Below are 14,880 nucleotides of genomic sequence, written 5' to 3' on the forward strand. Positions count from 1 at the left end.
CCAACGGCTGCGGATGCACCTACTGCCGCAGCGCGATCCGAAACCATGCAGGTCACACTGGCACCGGGCGAGGGGGCAGAAATCAAGGCGGTCATGCAGAAAGATGCGCGCATTGCCTTCAACTGGTCAGTCGACGGCGGCCATGTCAATTTCGATACCCATGCCGACGCGCCCGGGATTTCCTATCACGGCTACGAAAAGGGCCAGCAATCGACCGGCCAACAGGGTGAACTCGTCGCCGCCTTTGATGGCAAGCACGGTTGGTTCTGGCGCAATCGTTCCGCTGGAACCGTGACCGTTACCTTGCGCGTCGATGGCGCCTTCAGCGAATTGAAAAGGGTCGTGTGAGCGCACCATGCTGACGGTTCTGGCTAATCGCACCTATCGCAACCTGTTTCTGGCGCAGGTGATTGCTCTGATTGGCACCGGGCTGGCCACGGTCGCGCTGGGACTGCTGGCATTTGACATTGCAGGCGCGGACAGCGGCGCGGTGCTCGGCACGGCGATGGCGATCAAGATGGTCGCTTATATCGGCGTTGCACCTGTGGTCGGGGCCTTTGCCTCGCGCCTGCCCCGGCAAGGCTTTCTGGTGGCGATGGACGTCGTGCGCGGGCTGGCGGCGTTGGCCCTGCCGTTTGTCGATCAGGTCTGGCAAATCTACGTTCTGATTTTCGTGCTGCAATCGGCATCGGCAGGTTTCACCCCGACCTTTCAGGCGACCATTCCCGACATCCTGCCCGACGAGAAGGACTATACAAGAGCCCTGTCGCTATCACGGATGGCCTATGATCTGGAGAGTCTGCTCAGCCCGGTCCTTGCTGCCGTTTTGCTAACGGTGATCAACTTTCACTGGCTGTTTGGCGGAACGTCGATCGGCTTTGGCATTTCTGCGCTGTTAGTTCTGTCCGTCGTCCTGCCGCGTTCAGCTGCTGCGCCGCCAAGCGGGGGGATATACGACAAGACCACCCGCGGCATTCGCATCTATCTCAAGACTCCGCGGTTGCGCGGGTTGCTGGCGATCACTCTGGCTGCGGCTGCTGCCAGCGCGATGGTGATCGTCAATACACCCGTGCTGGTGCAAGCTGCCCTTGGCCTCGGTCAGCGCGAAGTGGCGTTGACCCTTGCGGCGTTCGGTGGCGGATCCATGCTGGGCGCGCTGATCTTGCCCCGCTTGCTTGAGCATATTTCCGATCGCCGGGTGATGCTGGCTGGCGCGATGGTGCTGGTGGTGGTGTTGGCGGCGTTGGCAGCATCCTGGGGCACTCATTTGCGCCCGGCCTATTGGGGCCTCATGTTGGTTGCATGGGTTTTGCTCGGCATCGGCTATTCCGCCACGGTCACGCCGGGCGGCAGGTTGCTGCGGCGATCTTCTGCCAGTGAGGACCGACCGGCGTTGTTTGCCGCGCAATTCGCGCTGAGCCACGTATGCTGGCTGATCGCTTATCCGCTTGCCGGACAGGGTGGAGCACTGGCCGGCTTTGGCGCGGCGTTCGCGGTTTGCGCTGCACTGGCGGCATTCGGCTTGGGGATTTCCATATTGATCTGGCCATCGGCGGATCCCGAAGTGGTCGATCACACGCATGACGACCTGCCTCCCGATCATCCTCATCTCTTGAAAGACCATACCGAGGGTGAAGCTCTTCACGCTTACGTCATTGATGATCTTCATCCAGGTTGGCCTATCCGTTAAGGATGCACACATTGTTGTCTGACGTGGTCCGATTGACGTTCTTGGCGCACGTTCGTCTTGTCAGAAGTCGTGAGCGCGATAAAGGCGCCAAAAGCGATGCAGGCTCCAGTTGCATATGCACAGGTTCACCGCTTCTACGGCTATTGGACCAGGATTTGACCCGGGCGCGGTTTCGATCGCGGTTGGCCCACCACCTTAATCTTGTCATTCGTACTGATCGAGGCAGCCAAACCGGCGCAACGCCTCAAGCGTCAGGCAATGGAGTTAGCGGTCATCCATACCGCCATGCCGATCATCATCAGGTTTTCGGTCAATGAAATAAAGCCAAGCGGCACATTGCTGTCGCCGCCGACGCAGGCGCATTTGAGATTACGTCGGTCCAGATAGACCGCCTTGAACACCGAGACTGCTCCGATTGTGCCGATGAACAGCGCTACCGGTATCGAAATCCAGTGCAAGCGACCCGATACCATCAGCACGCCAGCGAGACCCTCGGCAAAAGGGTAGATCGTCGCATAGGGCACCCACCGCTTGGCCAGCAGGTCGTAGTTGAGGAACATCGTCGCGAACTTGTCGACATTCTGGAGTTTGAGCATGGCGAGCACGCACATGCTGAACGCGATGAACCATTCGGCAACGCGAATACTCAAAGCCGTGCCATCGACCGCAATGCCCGCCGCCATCGCCATGGCTGCGGTCATGGCGAAGAGCGCGATCACCGGGCGATAGCTGGTCGCACCGGGATCAAGGACCTTGATCCCGAAGTAGCGCCGCAGGTCGTCATGCCCTCCAATCCGCTCGCCATCGATGAAGGTCTGAGGGGTGGTTGCAACGCCGTATTCAGCCTTGAACGCGTCAGTCTGTTCGCGCGTGGTGAGGTGCCGATCATCGACGGAGTAACCTCGCGTTTTGAGCAGATGCTTGGATTTCAGGCCATAGGGGCAAGTGTGGTTGGGCATGACCATGCGGTGAAGCACGGCGGTTTTTGTGGGCTTGGGCATTAGGATTTCCTTCAAATCGCAAACGTGCGGCTTATATAGGTTCCGTACCATAGTACGGGATCAAGCATTATATGAGGATCGGTGAATTTGCCCGTGCTGGCGGGGTCAACGTCGAAACGATCCGTTATTATCAGCGGCGCGGATTGCTGGCCCAGCCTGAGCGCTATGAGGGTCCGCGCCGCTACACGCGCGGCGATCTGGCACGCTTGCAATCGATCCGCTCGGCGCAGACCGCCGGGTTTACACTTGAAGAGATCGCCACGCTGCTCTCCCTCGATTCTGGCGACCGAGCGGAGGCGCAGAACCTGGCACGCGTTCGGATCGCGGCGCTCGATGAGAAAATTGCCACTTTGCAAACCATGCGCGGTGCGCTCGTCCGGCTCGCCGAGGACTGCGCTGTGGGTAAATCTGGCCCCTGTCCGATCATCGATGCCTTCAGTTTTGAGCTGCAACGATAATTGAGCATCGGAATGTGAGGGGTTTTGTCTGCGCCTGCGTATACAACTCCAAAGGAGCTGCATGATGGATCTCGATGAGAATCTCGCACGCCTGGCCAGACTTCCTGTCCCGGATCTGTCAGGGATCGACGGCCGAAGTCTCGCTCAGCGTGCACAGGCCAACGTCAGGCAGACACGGGCATTGCTCGGACTTGGCCTCGTTACGTCGCTCGGAATGGGCGTGGTCAGCGGCCTTCAGGCACCTGCCCAAGCCGAAGTGCCTCTTGTTGCATTCGGTCCCCCAGCATCGCTGACCCCTCTTATCGCCCTGGGTCAGCAATGAACCAGCGTCGCATCGTATTGGCGGCGGGGCTGATCATTGCACTTGCGCTGGTCGGGGTGTGGCTCGGACGAATGCTTCAACCCGCACCGCCCCATGGTGGGGCTGAACTCCACGCCCTGATCCATGATGAGCTCGACCTCGACCCGGCGCAAGAACGAGAACTGACCGCATTGGAGCGCCAGTTCGCTGCGCGGCGCGAGGCGCTCGAAGACCGGCTCAGGCGCAGCAACGCGCTGCTCGGCGAAGCTATTGCCGCCGAGCATGAATACGGACCCCGCGTGTCGGCTGCGGTCGACGAGACGCATGACGCGATGGGGGATCTTCAGAAAGCAACACTCGAACACGTTTTCGCAATGCGCGCCATTCTCCGCCCCGATCAGCAATCACGGTTTGATGCGGTGGTCAGCAAGAGCCTCGCTGCGCAGCCGCAGTGACTGCAGCTAGTCTGGATGCGGCGCTCGTCCGCGCGGCACGGGCTGGCGATCCCGGGGCGCAACGCGCGCTGGTCGAGCGCTACCGTGAGACGGTCTACCGGCTCGCGCGCTCAGCGACGGGCGATCCGGATGAAGCCTTGGACATTACGCAAGAGGCTTTCATAGCCGTGTTTGGCGCGCTGAACCGCTTCGATCCGGAGCGATCGTTCAAGGCCTGGATCAGCGCCATCACGCTCAACAAATGCCGGGATTGGGCCCGTCGGCGCGCCGTCAGACGCTTCATGGGCCTGCCGATGCCAGAACAGGCTGCGGACTGGATTGCCGATGAAGCGCCGTCAGCGGAAACACTGGTCGCAGACCGCGCCGAACTTGCTGCGACCGTCCGTGCGATCGCCGAGCTTCCAACAGGTCTCAAAGATGTCCTGATCCTCTGCACGGTCGAAGGGCTAAGCCAGCAGGAGACCGCAACGACGTTGGGCCTCAGCGTAAAGGCGGTCGAGACTCGTCTTGGGAGGGCGCGGAAAAAACTTCAGGAAACTTTGAGGGGTGAAGGCTTGGCGCGCGTATAGAACCGCATGACCAGTCCTCATCTCACAAGACGTCACCTGATCGCTGCGTTTGGCGCGGCTACAGCCTTCGCCGCTACGCCAGCCTGGGCGCAAGGGCACAGCGTGCACCGTGGCGGCAGCCATGGCCGCGGCGGACCGCGCATCCCGGCAGGCTTTGGTGAGCTAAGCGGCGAGGTCATCGACCTGACTGTGGGCAGCGGCCATCGCATTGTCGAAGGTCGCCGCGGCCCAGGCATCGCCGTCAATGGCAGCGTGCCCGGCCCGCTCATCCGGCTGCGCGAGGGACAAAACATCCGGTTCAACGTCACCAACAATTTGAGCGAGGATACATCGATCCACTGGCACGGGCTATTGCTCCCGTTCCAGATGGACGGGGTCCCGGGCATCAGCTTTCCGGGCATCAAGCCGGGCTAGACCTTCACCTACGACTTCCCGGTTCGCCAGGCAGGTACCTATTGGTATCACAGCCATTCCGGCTTGCAGGAGCAGTCGGGGCACTATGGCCCTTTGATTATCGACCCGTCAGGCGCCGAACCGGTGGAGTATGATCGCGACTACATTCTGCTGCTAAGCGACTTCACCGTGCTCGACCCGCATTTCATCATGCAGCGGCTGCGCACCGGCGAAGGCTATTTCAACCGCCAGCAAAACACCTGGACCGATGATTACCCGATGACCGGTGAGGAACGCCGGATGTGGGCACAGATGCGGATGATGCCGACCGATATCATGGATATTGGCGGGAAGACGTATACGTTTCTTGCCAACGGGCGCGGACCGACAGAGGGCATGGAATATCTGTTCCGCGCAGGCGAACGCATCCGGCTGCGTATCATCAATGGATCGGCGCAGAGCTTCTTCAACGTCCGCATCCCCGGCCTGCCGATGACGATCATCGCAGCGGATGGGCAGAACGTGCGCCCGGTTGAGGTTGACGAATTCCAGATCGGCACTGCCGAAATCTATGACGTGATCGTCGAGCCAGGAAATGCCGAAGGCTATGCCATCGTCGGTGAGTCAATGGACCGTTCGGGCATGGCGCTGGCCATGTTAGCAAGCCGCCCCGGCGCGCGGGCGACCGTTCCTGCGCTGCGCGATCCGCCGCTGCTAACGATGGGCGACATGGGAATGGATCACGGGTCCGGCAGCATGGATCATGGAGCAATGACGTCCGGTCCTTCCGCAGAAAGTGCATCCGGTGGTGCGACGGGCGCGATGAATCACGCGGCGATGGGACATGGCGACGTGGCCGCCTCTGCCGATACTGCTGATGGCGGCATGGCAGGCATGGCGATGGGCGGCATGAGCATGGACGGCATGAAGATGCGCGATACCGCGCTGCTCCCGCCCGACGTCGCGATCGGCCCAGGCATCGACATGGTGTCGATGGCCCCGATCGACAAAATGGGCGATCCCGGCCTTGGACTGCGCGATGTGCCGCACCGTGTGCTCAATTATCGCATGCTCAAGGCGCTCGAACCCAACCGCGACACGCGCGAGCCATCGCGGCTGCTCGAATTGCACCTTACTGGCAACATGGAACGTTATATGTGGTCGTTCGACGGGCGGATGTATTCAGCTGTCAGCGACGTCCCGATCCGTTTTGCGTGGAACGAGCGGGTGCGGGTGAAGCTCATCAACAATACCATGATGGCGCACCCGATCCACCTTCACGGCATGTTCTTCGAACTGGTCAACGGTGAGAGCGCGGCGCATCAGCCGCGCAAGAATGTCGTCATCGTTCAGCCCGGCGCGAGTGCGCAGTTCGATCTCACCGCCAACGAACCCGGCGACTGGGCGTTCCACTGCCACCTCATGTATCACATGCACGGCGGAATGATGCAGACAGTGACCGTGGTCGGTCCGGGCGGTGGCGCGTGAGCGTGCGGCCTGTCGTTTATGTCGCATTGCTTGGCAGCTCGGTGATCGCTACGCCGGCAGCGGCGCAGCATCAGGGTCACGAGATGCCAATGCCTACCCCTGCACCTGCGCCGCGCTCAACTCCTGAACCGACGCCCCCGCCCGCCGGTCCCAGTGCCGGACACATCATGTCCGCTGCGCCTCCAACGCCTGCGCCTGAGCCAACCGATCCGCATGCCGGTCACGCGATGCCTGCTGCTCCGACCGCGCTTCCCGCTGACTCACATGCCGGTCATGATATGCAGGCGATGTCTACATCTGATTCAGTCGGGACAGAGGCTGGCGATCCGAACGCGGCCGACGACGCCGCATCGCAAGACCCGATGGCGGGCATGGACCACAGCAGAATGGGCAATCCGCCGCCTGCTTCCCCTGGACCCGAAATGGAAACGCCGCCGCCGCCAGAAGCAGGCAGTGGCCCGCCGCGCGCGGCTGACGGGGTCTGGGGTGTCGATGCCATGCGGGCATCGCGCGCCGAGTTGCAGCGCACCCATGGCGACTTCCCAGTGTTCTGGTTCCAGGGAGACCGCTTTGAGCTCCAAGGTCGAGACGGCCCCGATGGCTATCTGTGGGATCTGCAAGGCTATTATGGCGGCCCGACGAGCCGGTTCTGGTTTAAAAGCGAGGGCGAAGGGACGTTTGGCGAGCGCATCGAAGATGCCGAAGTCCAAGCGCTTTATGCAAAAGCGATCGCGCCTTTCTGGGATGTGCAGGCAGGTGTGCGGCAGGATCTCGCAGGGCCGGACACGACCTATGGCGTCATCGGCGTCCAAGGTCTTTCGCCCTATATGTTCGAGGTCGATGCAGCGCTGTTCCTCTCGCATCGCGGCGATGTCACCGCGCGCATCGAAGGCGAGGTTGACCAGCGCATCACCCAGCGCCTGATCCTGCAACCGCGTGCAGAGGTGAACCTTTCTGCCCAGGATATCCCGCTCCTCGGTATCGGGTCGGGTATCGATAAAATCGAAGCCGGTGTGCGGCTACGCTATGAAATCATTCGTGAATTTGCCCCCTATATCGGCATCGAGCAAAGCTGGCGCCTCGGCGGCAGTGCCGATTACGCCCGCGCGCGCGGCGAGGATCCCAGCGTTACCAACTTTCTCGTCGGCATCCGTTTCTGGTTTTAAAGTATAGGAATATCCCATGAAATTCGCATCTGTTTTTGCCGCAATCGCAATGGTTGCCGTTCCGCTTGCAGCTCCGTCGGCTGCGCTTGCTCACACCAAGGTCGTTGCTTCGACACCGGCGGAGGGAACGACCGTTGGCAGCGCACGCGTGGTCACGCTAACCTTCAGTGAAGCACTGCTTCCGCCGACGGCGGCGGCAAGCATCGTCATGACCGCGATGCCGGGCATGGCAAACCACGGCGAAATGGCCATCCGCAACTTCACCACTGCCTGGTCCAACGGCAACAAGACGATGACGCTGAACCTGAAAAAGCCGCTGGCCAAAGGGACCTATGAGGTTCGCTGGCAAGCCGCGGGGGCTGACGGCCATCGCATGACAGGTAAAGTCAGCTTCATCATCGGCTGATATGGAAATGGGTGAGCCAACCGAACAGGTTCTGCGGTTTGCGCATTATGCGTCGCTGCTCGTCCTGTTCGGTTGGACGGCATTTCGCCTGGTAAGACTTCGCGGACTGGATTGGGTGTCGCCGAATGAGGGGAAGGCCGCGCTCATTTTCGTCGCGATTTGTGCGCCATTGCTGTCAATCGCGCTGATGCTGGTGTCGATAGCAGCGATGATGGGCGCTCCGATCGCTTCGCTCGACTGGCCGATGGTCGAGGCGATGATCTTCGGCACCGATATGGGAACGGGGTTTCTGATACGTCTCGCATTGCTGGTTGCTGGCCTTGGCGCGCTGTTAGCGAGCCGAGCGGGAAAGTCAGGTCGGCTGATTGCCGTCATAGGCTTCGCTGGTGCCGTGTTTACGCTCAGCTGGAGCGGTCATGCGGCTGCGACTGAAGGCGGCTTGGGCTTATTTCACCGCTTGAACAATGGCATTCACTTGCTGGCCGCGAGCTTGTGGCTGGGTGCCATTTGCTGGTTCCTTTTGCTGACCGTCAAAGCTCATCGGCAGCCCGATGGCATCCCGCCCAAAGCGCTGCTTCGCGTCATGCACGTGTTCGCGCCGCTGGGCGTTGGTCTTGTTGCAACCGTTGCGGTGACGGGTCTGATCAACGGACAATTGATCTTTGGTCTAGAGAACAGCGTGCCGGTCTTGGCCACGCCCTACGGCGTCTTGCTGGCCGCCAAAGTGATGCTGGTTGGTGGCATGCTTGCGTTCGGCGCGCACAACGCCCGAATTGAACGGCAGGCGGCCCTGAATGGCGAGAGCGAGAGGCTGGAGCCCTCAATCACACTATCGCGCCTCCGCAGAAGCTTGGCAGGTGAGTTTATGTCGGCGGCCGGTGTGATCGGCTTGGTTGCCGTTCTGGGCATGATGTCACCGATGATGATGTAACGATGAAACTGATCGAGGGAGGAGGAGCCGATGATCGAAGGTAAAGTAATACATCTGGCAGGGCGACGTGCTGCGTATTTCGGTGGCATTGTAGCGATCGGACTAAGTCTGACGGCCGCGCATCCCGGGCCGCATGACGCGCCGCGAACGCCGACTTCAGCAAATCCGGGAGCACCGGTTGATGCGGCAACACCGGTCGGCGCCGTTATGGCCTTCCACGCCGCACTTGCCAGCGGTAACATCAACGCTGCATCGGCCCTACTTACTGAAGACGTGATGATTTTTGAATCTGGCGGATTCGAAAGCAGCCGCGCCGAATATGCCAGCCATCATCTGGAGGCCGACGCTGCCTTCAGCGCCGCTGTGCCTCGGACGTTGGTCAGCCGGTCGTATGGAATGCAAGGCGATATGGCTTGGGTTATGAGCGTCGAAACGGTCACCGGGGCGTACCGCACGCGTGCGATCAACAGCCGGTCGGTCGAGACGATGGTTTTGAGGCAGGTGAATGGGCAATGGCGTATCGCACACATCCACTGGTCGTCGGCGGATATCGAGCCGGCGAGGCCATGAACGAACGTCATGATTCAACAGACTGCTGTTACCATCTTCTCGTCTCGAATATTGGCGATCGTGTTCGAACGTGAATCTAGAGCGGCTTTGGACCAACTGCCGTTGGCAGCTCTCATGACCCTAACAGCACTCCGACCAACTCAGGACACGGTCAACCTTGTCACAGCTCTGCGCGGCACATGGCATGGCTCCTACGCTATGTGCCGATGCCCTGCTCATGACGACAGGACGCCCTCATTATCGATCCGCCAAGGATTATCAGGGGTCCTAGTGCATTGCTTTGCTGGCTGCAATCCAAGGGACATCATACGTGCCTTGCGGAGTGCAGATCAAGTTCAAGGCATCGAACCCCGTCCAGCTCGAAATGTAGACTCTAGGCGACAGGCTCAGCGCCTTTGGGATGATGCGAGCAACGTTCATGGAACGCTGGGAGAGCGCTATCTCGTTGGCAGATTTCTGCTCCCGGACCTCCCCGACATCCGGTTCCATCCGCGGTGCCCTCTTGGCCGAAAGCCAAACACTGCGTTTCATCAAGCCCTGCTTGTGGCCGTGCGTGACCTAGGCCGGCTTGTGGCGGTTCAAAGGATCATCCTGGACCCTAGATCAGGCCGACATCGCGGCAAGTTCTTGCTGGGGAGCTGCGGGCAGGGGGCATGGCAACCGACACTGTCTGATGGGGTGTTGGCAATTGCGGAAGGCTTCGAAGACGCGGCCGCCTTCACCCGTCTAACCGGCGTGACCTGCTGGGCGGCCATGGGCGCTGCTCGCTTGCCACTCCTCCAGCTTCCGAAGGAGCTCCATACGCTGATCATTGCCGAGGACAACGATGCACCTGGACAGAATGCTGCGCATCAAGCGACCAAGACCTACGCCAGACCCGGCCTCCGAATTTCGCGAAGATCTCCGAGCTCGGGCATAGACTGGGCGGAGTTTAACGAATGGATGAGCCGTCGGGGCAGTAGCATCGGCGAATGACGAAGGCTGGGACTAAGCCGTCGTTTCTCCGCAGCATGCCGAATGACCAGCACTACCAAAAGCCGACAATCCGTGTTCGCATGACCTGTGCGGCATATCGAAAGGCGATCAATCGAGCAGAACTGGTTCAGCTTGCCGCGCCACGCGGCGATACCTGCGATCGATTTCCTCCCAATTCAGGTTGGCCATGAACGCATCGACGTATTTCGCGGCCGCCGTGCCATAGTCCATGTGATAGGCATGCTCATACATGTCGAGCGCGATCAGCGGCACGCTGGCGACAGGCTGGTGCATATGATCCCAAGCCCAGTAATTGTGCAGACTGGCGGTGTGGAGATTCCACGCCAGAACGCACCAGCCCGATCCGCCGGCCAGCGACATCGCGGTGCGCCTGAACTCCGTATCCCACGCCGCGAACGAGCCGAAGGCCGCTGCTATGGCCTTCTGCACTTCTCCCGCCGCCGCACCATCGCCGCCGAGTGCACCAAAATACTGCTCATGCAGAATCACTGACCCGGTGCGGTGCAGTTCCTCGCGCTTGAGCCCGCCATAAACGATCGCGGGAAAGTCCTTGTCCGCCAGCGACGCCGCCAACCGGCCCTCGATCATGTTCAGCGTGCGCACTGACCCGATGTAGTTGTTATCGTAGTGTGAGCGGATGAGCTTTTCGGACAGGCCGATGAGCTTGGCAGGATCGAACGCCAGCGGCACTGGCTTGTGATTGCCCGCGAAGGCTGGCGTTTGCGCAGATGCGGGGGCACCTGCGGCGGCTGCAGCCAAGCCAACACCCACGATCCCCATGGCGCTGCGGCGGTCAACTTCGGTCATATGTCATTTCCCTTGATCAAAGACTACCCAGAGCCAGGCCAGCTACGGCAAGAACGGCGAGCATGCGAAAGATGCTCCACTTCAGCGCAAACAGTATGACAGCCGCCAGCACGGATAGCACGCCCGCACGCCAGTCGAAGGTTGCCCAGTCGGGCAGGTTGAGCTGCATCGGTCCGACGACCGCTATTGTCACGCGAGCGAACAGCACGTGCAGCGCAAACCAGACCGAGAGGTTGGCGATCACGCCGACCACGGCTGCTGTCAGCGCGGCAAGGCCACCCTTGAGGCGTGTCGCGTGCTGCAACCGTTCGATCCATGGGGCGAAGGTGAATATCCACAGGAAGCACGGCGCGAACGTCACCCAGGTGGTGAGGGCAGCGCCGAAAATGCCCGCGACGATCGGCGAGAACGGTTCGGGCGATCGGAACGCGGCAAGGAACCCGACGTGTTGTGTCACCAGGATCAGAGGACCCGGCGTCGTCTCAGCAAGACCCAGGCCATCGGCCATCTCACCGGCATGCAACCATCCATAAGTCTGCATCGCTTCCTGCGCCATATAGGCGAGCACGGCATAAGCGCCGCCAAAGGTGACAATGGCGAGCTGCGAAAAGAAGACGCCGACGTCCCACAGAACATGATCCTGACCCAGGATCACCAGCACCAGCACCATAGGCACCGCCCAGATCGCGAGCCATAGCAGCACCGTGCGCGACATGACGGCGAACGACGGCCGAGGTGAGGCATCTGTGCCTGAGCCGGATTTGAGCGCAAGCCAGTCGGGACGATAGGCCGCTACGATCATGCCCATCGCTCCTGCGCCGAGCAGGACGAGAGGGAAAGGCAGGTTGAACAGGAACAGCGCCAGGAACGCCGCAACCGCCAGCGCCTGTTTGAACCGCGTGTTGAGCGCGCGGCCACCGATGCGGATCAGCGCTTGCACAACAATGGCCAGCACCGCAGCCTTGATCCCCAGGAACAGCGCCGCAAACCAGTCGAGGTTCGCCGCCAGCGCATAGAGCGACGAGAGCGCCAGCATGATCAGCGCGCCGGGGATGACAAACAGAAGCCCAGCTGCAAGGCCGCCCTTCAGTCCGTGCAGCCGCCAACCAATCCACGTCGCCAACTGTTGCGCCTCGGGGCCGGGCAACAGATGGCAGAAATTGAGCGCGTGGAGATACTGCTCCTCATCGACCCATTTGTGCTTCGCGACAATCTCGCCATGCATCAGCGCAATCTGCCCGGCGGGGCCGCCGAAGCTCAGGCAGCCGATGCGCGCGAAGACGCGCACGAGCTGGCGGAAATCAGGAATATCTGTTGACACGTTCGCTGCCAAACACGGTCCCCATATTGCCGCCCCGCATCACGAGGCAGACCAGAGGCAACGCTTGGGCCTGAACAGCCTGATCGGGAGGTTGCTTCAGTCCCGATGCGTATCTGCTCCCACAACGGTGCATGGGCGTCAAGGGTGTCTGAGCAAGGATTCACGGGATTCCTAGGCAAAGAGTACTTGCTAGTTCAACAGTCTGCCTCTGGTTTTTCAATCGCTTGGTCTTTGCGTGTAAAGCGCCGCTTCCTTGCCGATCAGGATTTCGGCCAGCGCCCAATAGGCCTCGCCCCAGGCCGACAGGACCTCGTCGGTGGCTGCATCGCCCAGAATGTCGCGGATTGCGGGCAGCAGGGCGTCAGCGACTATCGGATAATGCTCGGGCTTGACGCCTGTTTCAACATGCCGCGCCGCCATGCGCATCACCGGTGCGGTCAAGGCTTCGAGCTTGTCGATGTTTTGCGCATAGGCGAGAATGGCTGCGGCAAGACGGCGCGGCTGTTCTCCGCTTTCCTGCGCGGCCTCATCGAACATGGCCTTGACTGCGGGATCGACGAACAGACGCTCGTACATCCGCTGGGTGATCGCCACCCCATGCTGTTGCAGCGCAGGTGCGGTCGAATTGACGATGGCCTTGGTCTCGGCGCTCAATATTCTGCTCATTATGTCCTCCTTATGGATATTGGTTGTCGAAACCGCGTGTCAAAACAGGCCGTGGCTGCCGCCGATAGCACCCGCCAGCGTGATCAAGGCCAGCACGATCAGGATGTGGTGTACGCGCTCCATGCGCTGGAAATCGGCCTGCGGGGTCTGCGAGGTTGCAAGGCGGCGGTGCAGGAACAATGGCTCGACCACGAACAGCATCAGCGTGAACACCGCCCAGAGCGCGACCATCGCATGCATCCACCAGAAGTGGAGCTCGGCAAAGCGGCTCCACATCCCGGCCCGGTGCACCATCCAGAAGCCGCTGGCGCCGCCGAGCAGCACCCAGATCTTTGCCTGCCAGGCAAAGCGCCCCTCGATCGCGTGGAATTTCCCCAGCCTGTCGGCTTCGCTTTCGCTATGCCGGATGGCCGGCATCACCACCCAGGTGACAAAGCCGACGCCACCGGTCCAGAACAGCACCGCCACGACATGGACGACGCGAGCGATTGTGAAGTCATCCACCGGACGGCTCGGTCATCTGGTCGACATCCAGCACCGGCTCTGACCGGTAGAACTCGACTTGCATCGTCATCTTGCCCAGCGGGACCACGTAATGCGTCGCCAGTGGCGCAATCGGTGCAGGCATGTCTGGCGTGACCAACACCTCACGATGCGGTTCGGTGAAGATCAACCGCACCTCGCCTTCCAGCACCCGCAACAGCCCCCAGGTCCCGTCCTTGGTGCGATGGTCGTTGCGCAGCTTATCGGGCAGCGATTGATCGTCGAACACTGGCGAGGATGCATAAGGGGTGAGCGTCATGGTTTCGTCTCCAGGGGTGCAAGCTTTGGTGACCGTGCGCGCAAAGCCGCCAGCCCGCCGCGCTGCGCCAGCACTCCGGTCAGCAGGCTGTCGGCAATCCGGTGCGCCGACGTGTGAAATCTTTCTGCCGCTGCGGGGCTCGCAACGTTCTGTGCAACGGTCTCATCCCACAGCGCCAGCCAGCGATCGAAATGGGCCTTGGTGAGGATGCCGAGCGCAATGTGCTTCTGCATCGGACTGCCTCTAAAACGGCCCGGCTCGATCATGATCGAGGCCCAGAATCCCTTCATCCGCGGGAGATGCTGTGACCAGTCGGCGACGTGCTGGGCAAAGATTGGCCCCAGCAGATCGTCGGTCTGGATACGGTCGTAAAAGCGATCGACCAGCAGGCTGATCGAGATATCGTCGATCCCTATCTGGTGGGCCTCCGCGCGCTTGGCCGCGCGTATGCGCTCCGCATGGGCGGTCGCCATCATGGTCGCATTGCTGATAAGATGTAATTCATTTGCATCGTTTAACGCGGCTGGCGCTTAATAGCAATATTTGATATGCATGTTTAATGAGATTGTCGCTTCACGCCGATTATGCCCTGCGCACGTTGATGTATCTGGCGGTCCATGATGGCCACAGGTCGATTGGCGAAATTGCTGGTGCCTATGGCATTTCCAAGAATCACCTGATGAAGGTGGCGCAACGCCTGGTGGCAGAAGGCTTTATTGAGGCAGTGCGAGGTCGAACCGGCGGCCTTCGGCTGGCGCAGGCCGCGGATCAGGTCAATGTCGGCAGAGTCGTGCGGACGATGGAAGAAACCGGCAGCTTTGTGGAGTGTTTCGACCCTTCGACCAATACCTGCGTGATTA

Annotated in this window: 19 protein-coding genes and 2 pseudogenes; 14 read left to right on the plus strand and 7 right to left on the minus strand. The window is 60.8% G+C overall.

The window, feature by feature from the left end:
• Both DM995_RS16260 and DM995_RS16265 read left to right on the plus strand, forming a co-directional pair.
• Positions 1-348, plus strand: a pseudogene (locus DM995_RS16260) (transmembrane anchor protein); the annotation flags it as partial.
• A gap of 7 nt (positions 349-355) precedes the next feature.
• Positions 356-1,690, plus strand: coding sequence for an MFS transporter (locus DM995_RS16265; protein ID WP_116970098.1), 1,335 nt, complete (start codon positions 356-358; stop codon positions 1,688-1,690).
• A gap of 251 nt (positions 1,691-1,941) precedes the next feature.
• On the opposite strand, the gene DM995_RS16270 is transcribed toward DM995_RS16265, so the two are convergent.
• The gene (locus DM995_RS16270; protein ID WP_232824452.1) at positions 1,942-2,691 is read right to left on the minus strand and encodes a MauE/DoxX family redox-associated membrane protein; all 750 of its coding nucleotides are present in this window, start codon (positions 2,689-2,691) and stop codon (positions 1,942-1,944) included.
• A gap of 71 nt (positions 2,692-2,762) precedes the next feature.
• On the opposite strand from DM995_RS16270, the gene DM995_RS16275 reads away from it, so the two are divergent.
• The 10 genes and pseudogenes from DM995_RS16275 to DM995_RS16315 all read left to right on the plus strand — a co-directional run bounded on the left by DM995_RS16275 (position 2,763) and on the right by DM995_RS16315 (position 10,403).
• Positions 2,763-3,149, plus strand: a complete 387-nt coding sequence (locus tag DM995_RS16275) for a MerR family transcriptional regulator (RefSeq protein ID WP_116970100.1) — start codon at positions 2,763-2,765, stop codon at positions 3,147-3,149.
• A gap of 61 nt (positions 3,150-3,210) precedes the next feature.
• On the plus strand, positions 3,211-3,471 hold the full coding sequence (locus DM995_RS21355; RefSeq protein ID WP_157973243.1) for a hypothetical protein: 261 nt from the start codon (positions 3,211-3,213) through the stop codon (positions 3,469-3,471).
• On the plus strand, positions 3,468-3,905 hold the full coding sequence (locus DM995_RS16280) for a periplasmic heavy metal sensor (protein ID WP_116970101.1): 438 nt from the start codon (positions 3,468-3,470) through the stop codon (positions 3,903-3,905). Before DM995_RS21355 ends, DM995_RS16280 begins: the two co-directional genes overlap by 4 nt.
• On the plus strand, positions 3,902-4,474 hold the full coding sequence (locus DM995_RS16285; RefSeq protein ID WP_157973244.1) for an RNA polymerase sigma factor: 573 nt from the start codon (positions 3,902-3,904) through the stop codon (positions 4,472-4,474). The genes DM995_RS16280 and DM995_RS16285 overlap by 4 nt, the downstream gene beginning before the upstream one ends.
• Positions 4,475-4,480: 6 nt before the next feature.
• Positions 4,481-6,355: pseudogene (locus tag DM995_RS16290) on the plus strand (copper resistance system multicopper oxidase).
• Positions 6,356-6,717: 362 nt separating this feature from the next.
• Complete coding sequence (locus DM995_RS16295; protein WP_502696593.1) at positions 6,718-7,521, plus strand: copper resistance protein B; 804 nt, start codon at positions 6,718-6,720, stop codon at positions 7,519-7,521.
• A gap of 16 nt (positions 7,522-7,537) precedes the next feature.
• A complete protein-coding gene (locus DM995_RS16300) occupies positions 7,538-7,927 on the plus strand; it encodes a copper resistance protein CopC (RefSeq protein ID WP_116970102.1) in 390 nt (129 codons plus the stop codon).
• A gap of 1 nt (position 7,928) precedes the next feature.
• A complete protein-coding gene (gene copD, locus DM995_RS16305) occupies positions 7,929-8,858 on the plus strand; it encodes a copper homeostasis membrane protein CopD (protein WP_116970103.1) in 930 nt (309 codons plus the stop codon).
• 30 nt (positions 8,859-8,888) lie between these two features.
• Positions 8,889-9,428, plus strand: a complete 540-nt coding sequence (locus DM995_RS16310) for a YybH family protein (RefSeq protein ID WP_116970104.1) — start codon at positions 8,889-8,891, stop codon at positions 9,426-9,428.
• Between the two features lie 198 nt (positions 9,429-9,626).
• Positions 9,627-10,403: a DUF7146 domain-containing protein gene (locus DM995_RS16315; RefSeq protein WP_231729320.1), complete on the plus strand. Its 777-nt coding sequence runs from the start codon at positions 9,627-9,629 to the stop codon at positions 10,401-10,403.
• Between the two features lie 108 nt (positions 10,404-10,511).
• Here the strand turns inward: DM995_RS16315 and DM995_RS16320 are convergent, their stop codons facing one another.
• Positions 10,512-11,231: a superoxide dismutase gene (locus DM995_RS16320; protein WP_066214118.1), complete on the minus strand. Its 720-nt coding sequence runs from the start codon at positions 11,229-11,231 to the stop codon at positions 10,512-10,514.
• A 16-nt stretch (positions 11,232-11,247) separates the two neighbouring features.
• Positions 11,248-12,465, minus strand: coding sequence for a chromate efflux transporter (gene chrA / locus DM995_RS16325; RefSeq protein WP_232824509.1), 1,218 nt, complete (start codon positions 12,463-12,465; stop codon positions 11,248-11,250).
• On the opposite strand from chrA, the gene DM995_RS22480 reads away from it, so the two are divergent.
• Complete coding sequence (locus DM995_RS22480; protein WP_232824518.1) at positions 12,382-12,549, plus strand: hypothetical protein; 168 nt, start codon at positions 12,382-12,384, stop codon at positions 12,547-12,549. The two genes, chrA and DM995_RS22480, sit on opposite strands and share 84 nt — an antisense overlap.
• Before the next feature lie 219 nt (positions 12,550-12,768).
• On the opposite strand, the gene DM995_RS16330 is transcribed toward DM995_RS22480, so the two are convergent.
• Genes DM995_RS16330 through DM995_RS16345 form a run of 4 tightly spaced genes read right to left on the minus strand, consistent with a single transcriptional unit; the run spans position 12,769 to position 14,496 of the window.
• Positions 12,769-13,218, minus strand: coding sequence for a globin domain-containing protein (locus DM995_RS16330; protein ID WP_066214120.1), 450 nt, complete (start codon positions 13,216-13,218; stop codon positions 12,769-12,771).
• Positions 13,219-13,257: 39 nt separating this feature from the next.
• Positions 13,258-13,722, minus strand: a complete 465-nt coding sequence (locus DM995_RS16335; protein ID WP_066214123.1) for a hypothetical protein — start codon at positions 13,720-13,722, stop codon at positions 13,258-13,260.
• Complete coding sequence (locus DM995_RS16340) at positions 13,715-14,020, minus strand: TehB family protein (protein WP_066214126.1); 306 nt, start codon at positions 14,018-14,020, stop codon at positions 13,715-13,717. Before DM995_RS16340 ends, DM995_RS16335 begins: the two co-directional genes overlap by 8 nt.
• A complete protein-coding gene (locus DM995_RS16345; protein ID WP_116970105.1) occupies positions 14,017-14,496 on the minus strand; it encodes a group III truncated hemoglobin in 480 nt (159 codons plus the stop codon). The genes DM995_RS16340 and DM995_RS16345 overlap by 4 nt, the downstream gene beginning before the upstream one ends.
• Before the next feature lie 83 nt (positions 14,497-14,579).
• Between DM995_RS16345 and DM995_RS16350 the strand changes: the two genes are divergently transcribed.
• Positions 14,580-14,880, plus strand: a 301-nt coding sequence (locus tag DM995_RS16350; protein WP_116970106.1) for an RrF2 family transcriptional regulator, incomplete at its 3' end; no start/stop codon positions are given.

The sequence above is a fragment of the Blastomonas sp. UPD001 genome, from assembly GCF_003426715.1.
Classification (GTDB): Bacteria; Pseudomonadota; Alphaproteobacteria; order Sphingomonadales; family Sphingomonadaceae; genus Blastomonas.

Bases quoted from the DNA above. Each gene is read 5' to 3' on its own strand.
- DM995_RS16265 (WP_116970098.1), top strand. From the start codon at position 356: ATGCTGACGGTTCTGGCTAATCGCACCTATCGCAACCTGTTTCTGGCG.
- DM995_RS16330 (WP_066214120.1), bottom strand. From the start codon at position 13,218: ATGAGCAGAATATTGAGCGCCGAGACCAAGGCCATCGTCAATTCGACC.
- copD (WP_116970103.1), top strand. From the start codon at position 7,929: ATGGAAATGGGTGAGCCAACCGAACAGGTTCTGCGGTTTGCGCATTAT.
- DM995_RS22480 (WP_232824518.1), top strand. From the start codon at position 12,382: ATGGCAGAAATTGAGCGCGTGGAGATACTGCTCCTCATCGACCCATTT.
- DM995_RS16320 (WP_066214118.1), bottom strand. From the start codon at position 11,231: ATGACCGAAGTTGACCGCCGCAGCGCCATGGGGATCGTGGGTGTTGGC.
- DM995_RS16315 (WP_231729320.1), top strand. From the start codon at position 9,627: ATGTGCCGATGCCCTGCTCATGACGACAGGACGCCCTCATTATCGATC.
- DM995_RS16280 (WP_116970101.1), top strand. From the start codon at position 3,468: ATGAACCAGCGTCGCATCGTATTGGCGGCGGGGCTGATCATTGCACTT.
- DM995_RS21355 (WP_157973243.1), top strand. From the start codon at position 3,211: ATGATGGATCTCGATGAGAATCTCGCACGCCTGGCCAGACTTCCTGTC.
- DM995_RS16340 (WP_066214126.1), bottom strand. From the start codon at position 14,020: ATGACGCTCACCCCTTATGCATCCTCGCCAGTGTTCGACGATCAATCG.
- DM995_RS16345 (WP_116970105.1), bottom strand. From the start codon at position 14,496: ATGATGGCGACCGCCCATGCGGAGCGCATACGCGCGGCCAAGCGCGCG.
- DM995_RS16300 (WP_116970102.1), top strand. From the start codon at position 7,538: ATGAAATTCGCATCTGTTTTTGCCGCAATCGCAATGGTTGCCGTTCCG.
- DM995_RS16275 (WP_116970100.1), top strand. From the start codon at position 2,763: ATGAGGATCGGTGAATTTGCCCGTGCTGGCGGGGTCAACGTCGAAACG.
- DM995_RS16270 (WP_232824452.1), bottom strand. From the start codon at position 2,691: ATGCCCAAGCCCACAAAAACCGCCGTGCTTCACCGCATGGTCATGCCC.
- DM995_RS16295 (WP_502696593.1), top strand. From the start codon at position 6,718: ATGGCGGGCATGGACCACAGCAGAATGGGCAATCCGCCGCCTGCTTCC.
- DM995_RS16310 (WP_116970104.1), top strand. From the start codon at position 8,889: ATGATCGAAGGTAAAGTAATACATCTGGCAGGGCGACGTGCTGCGTAT.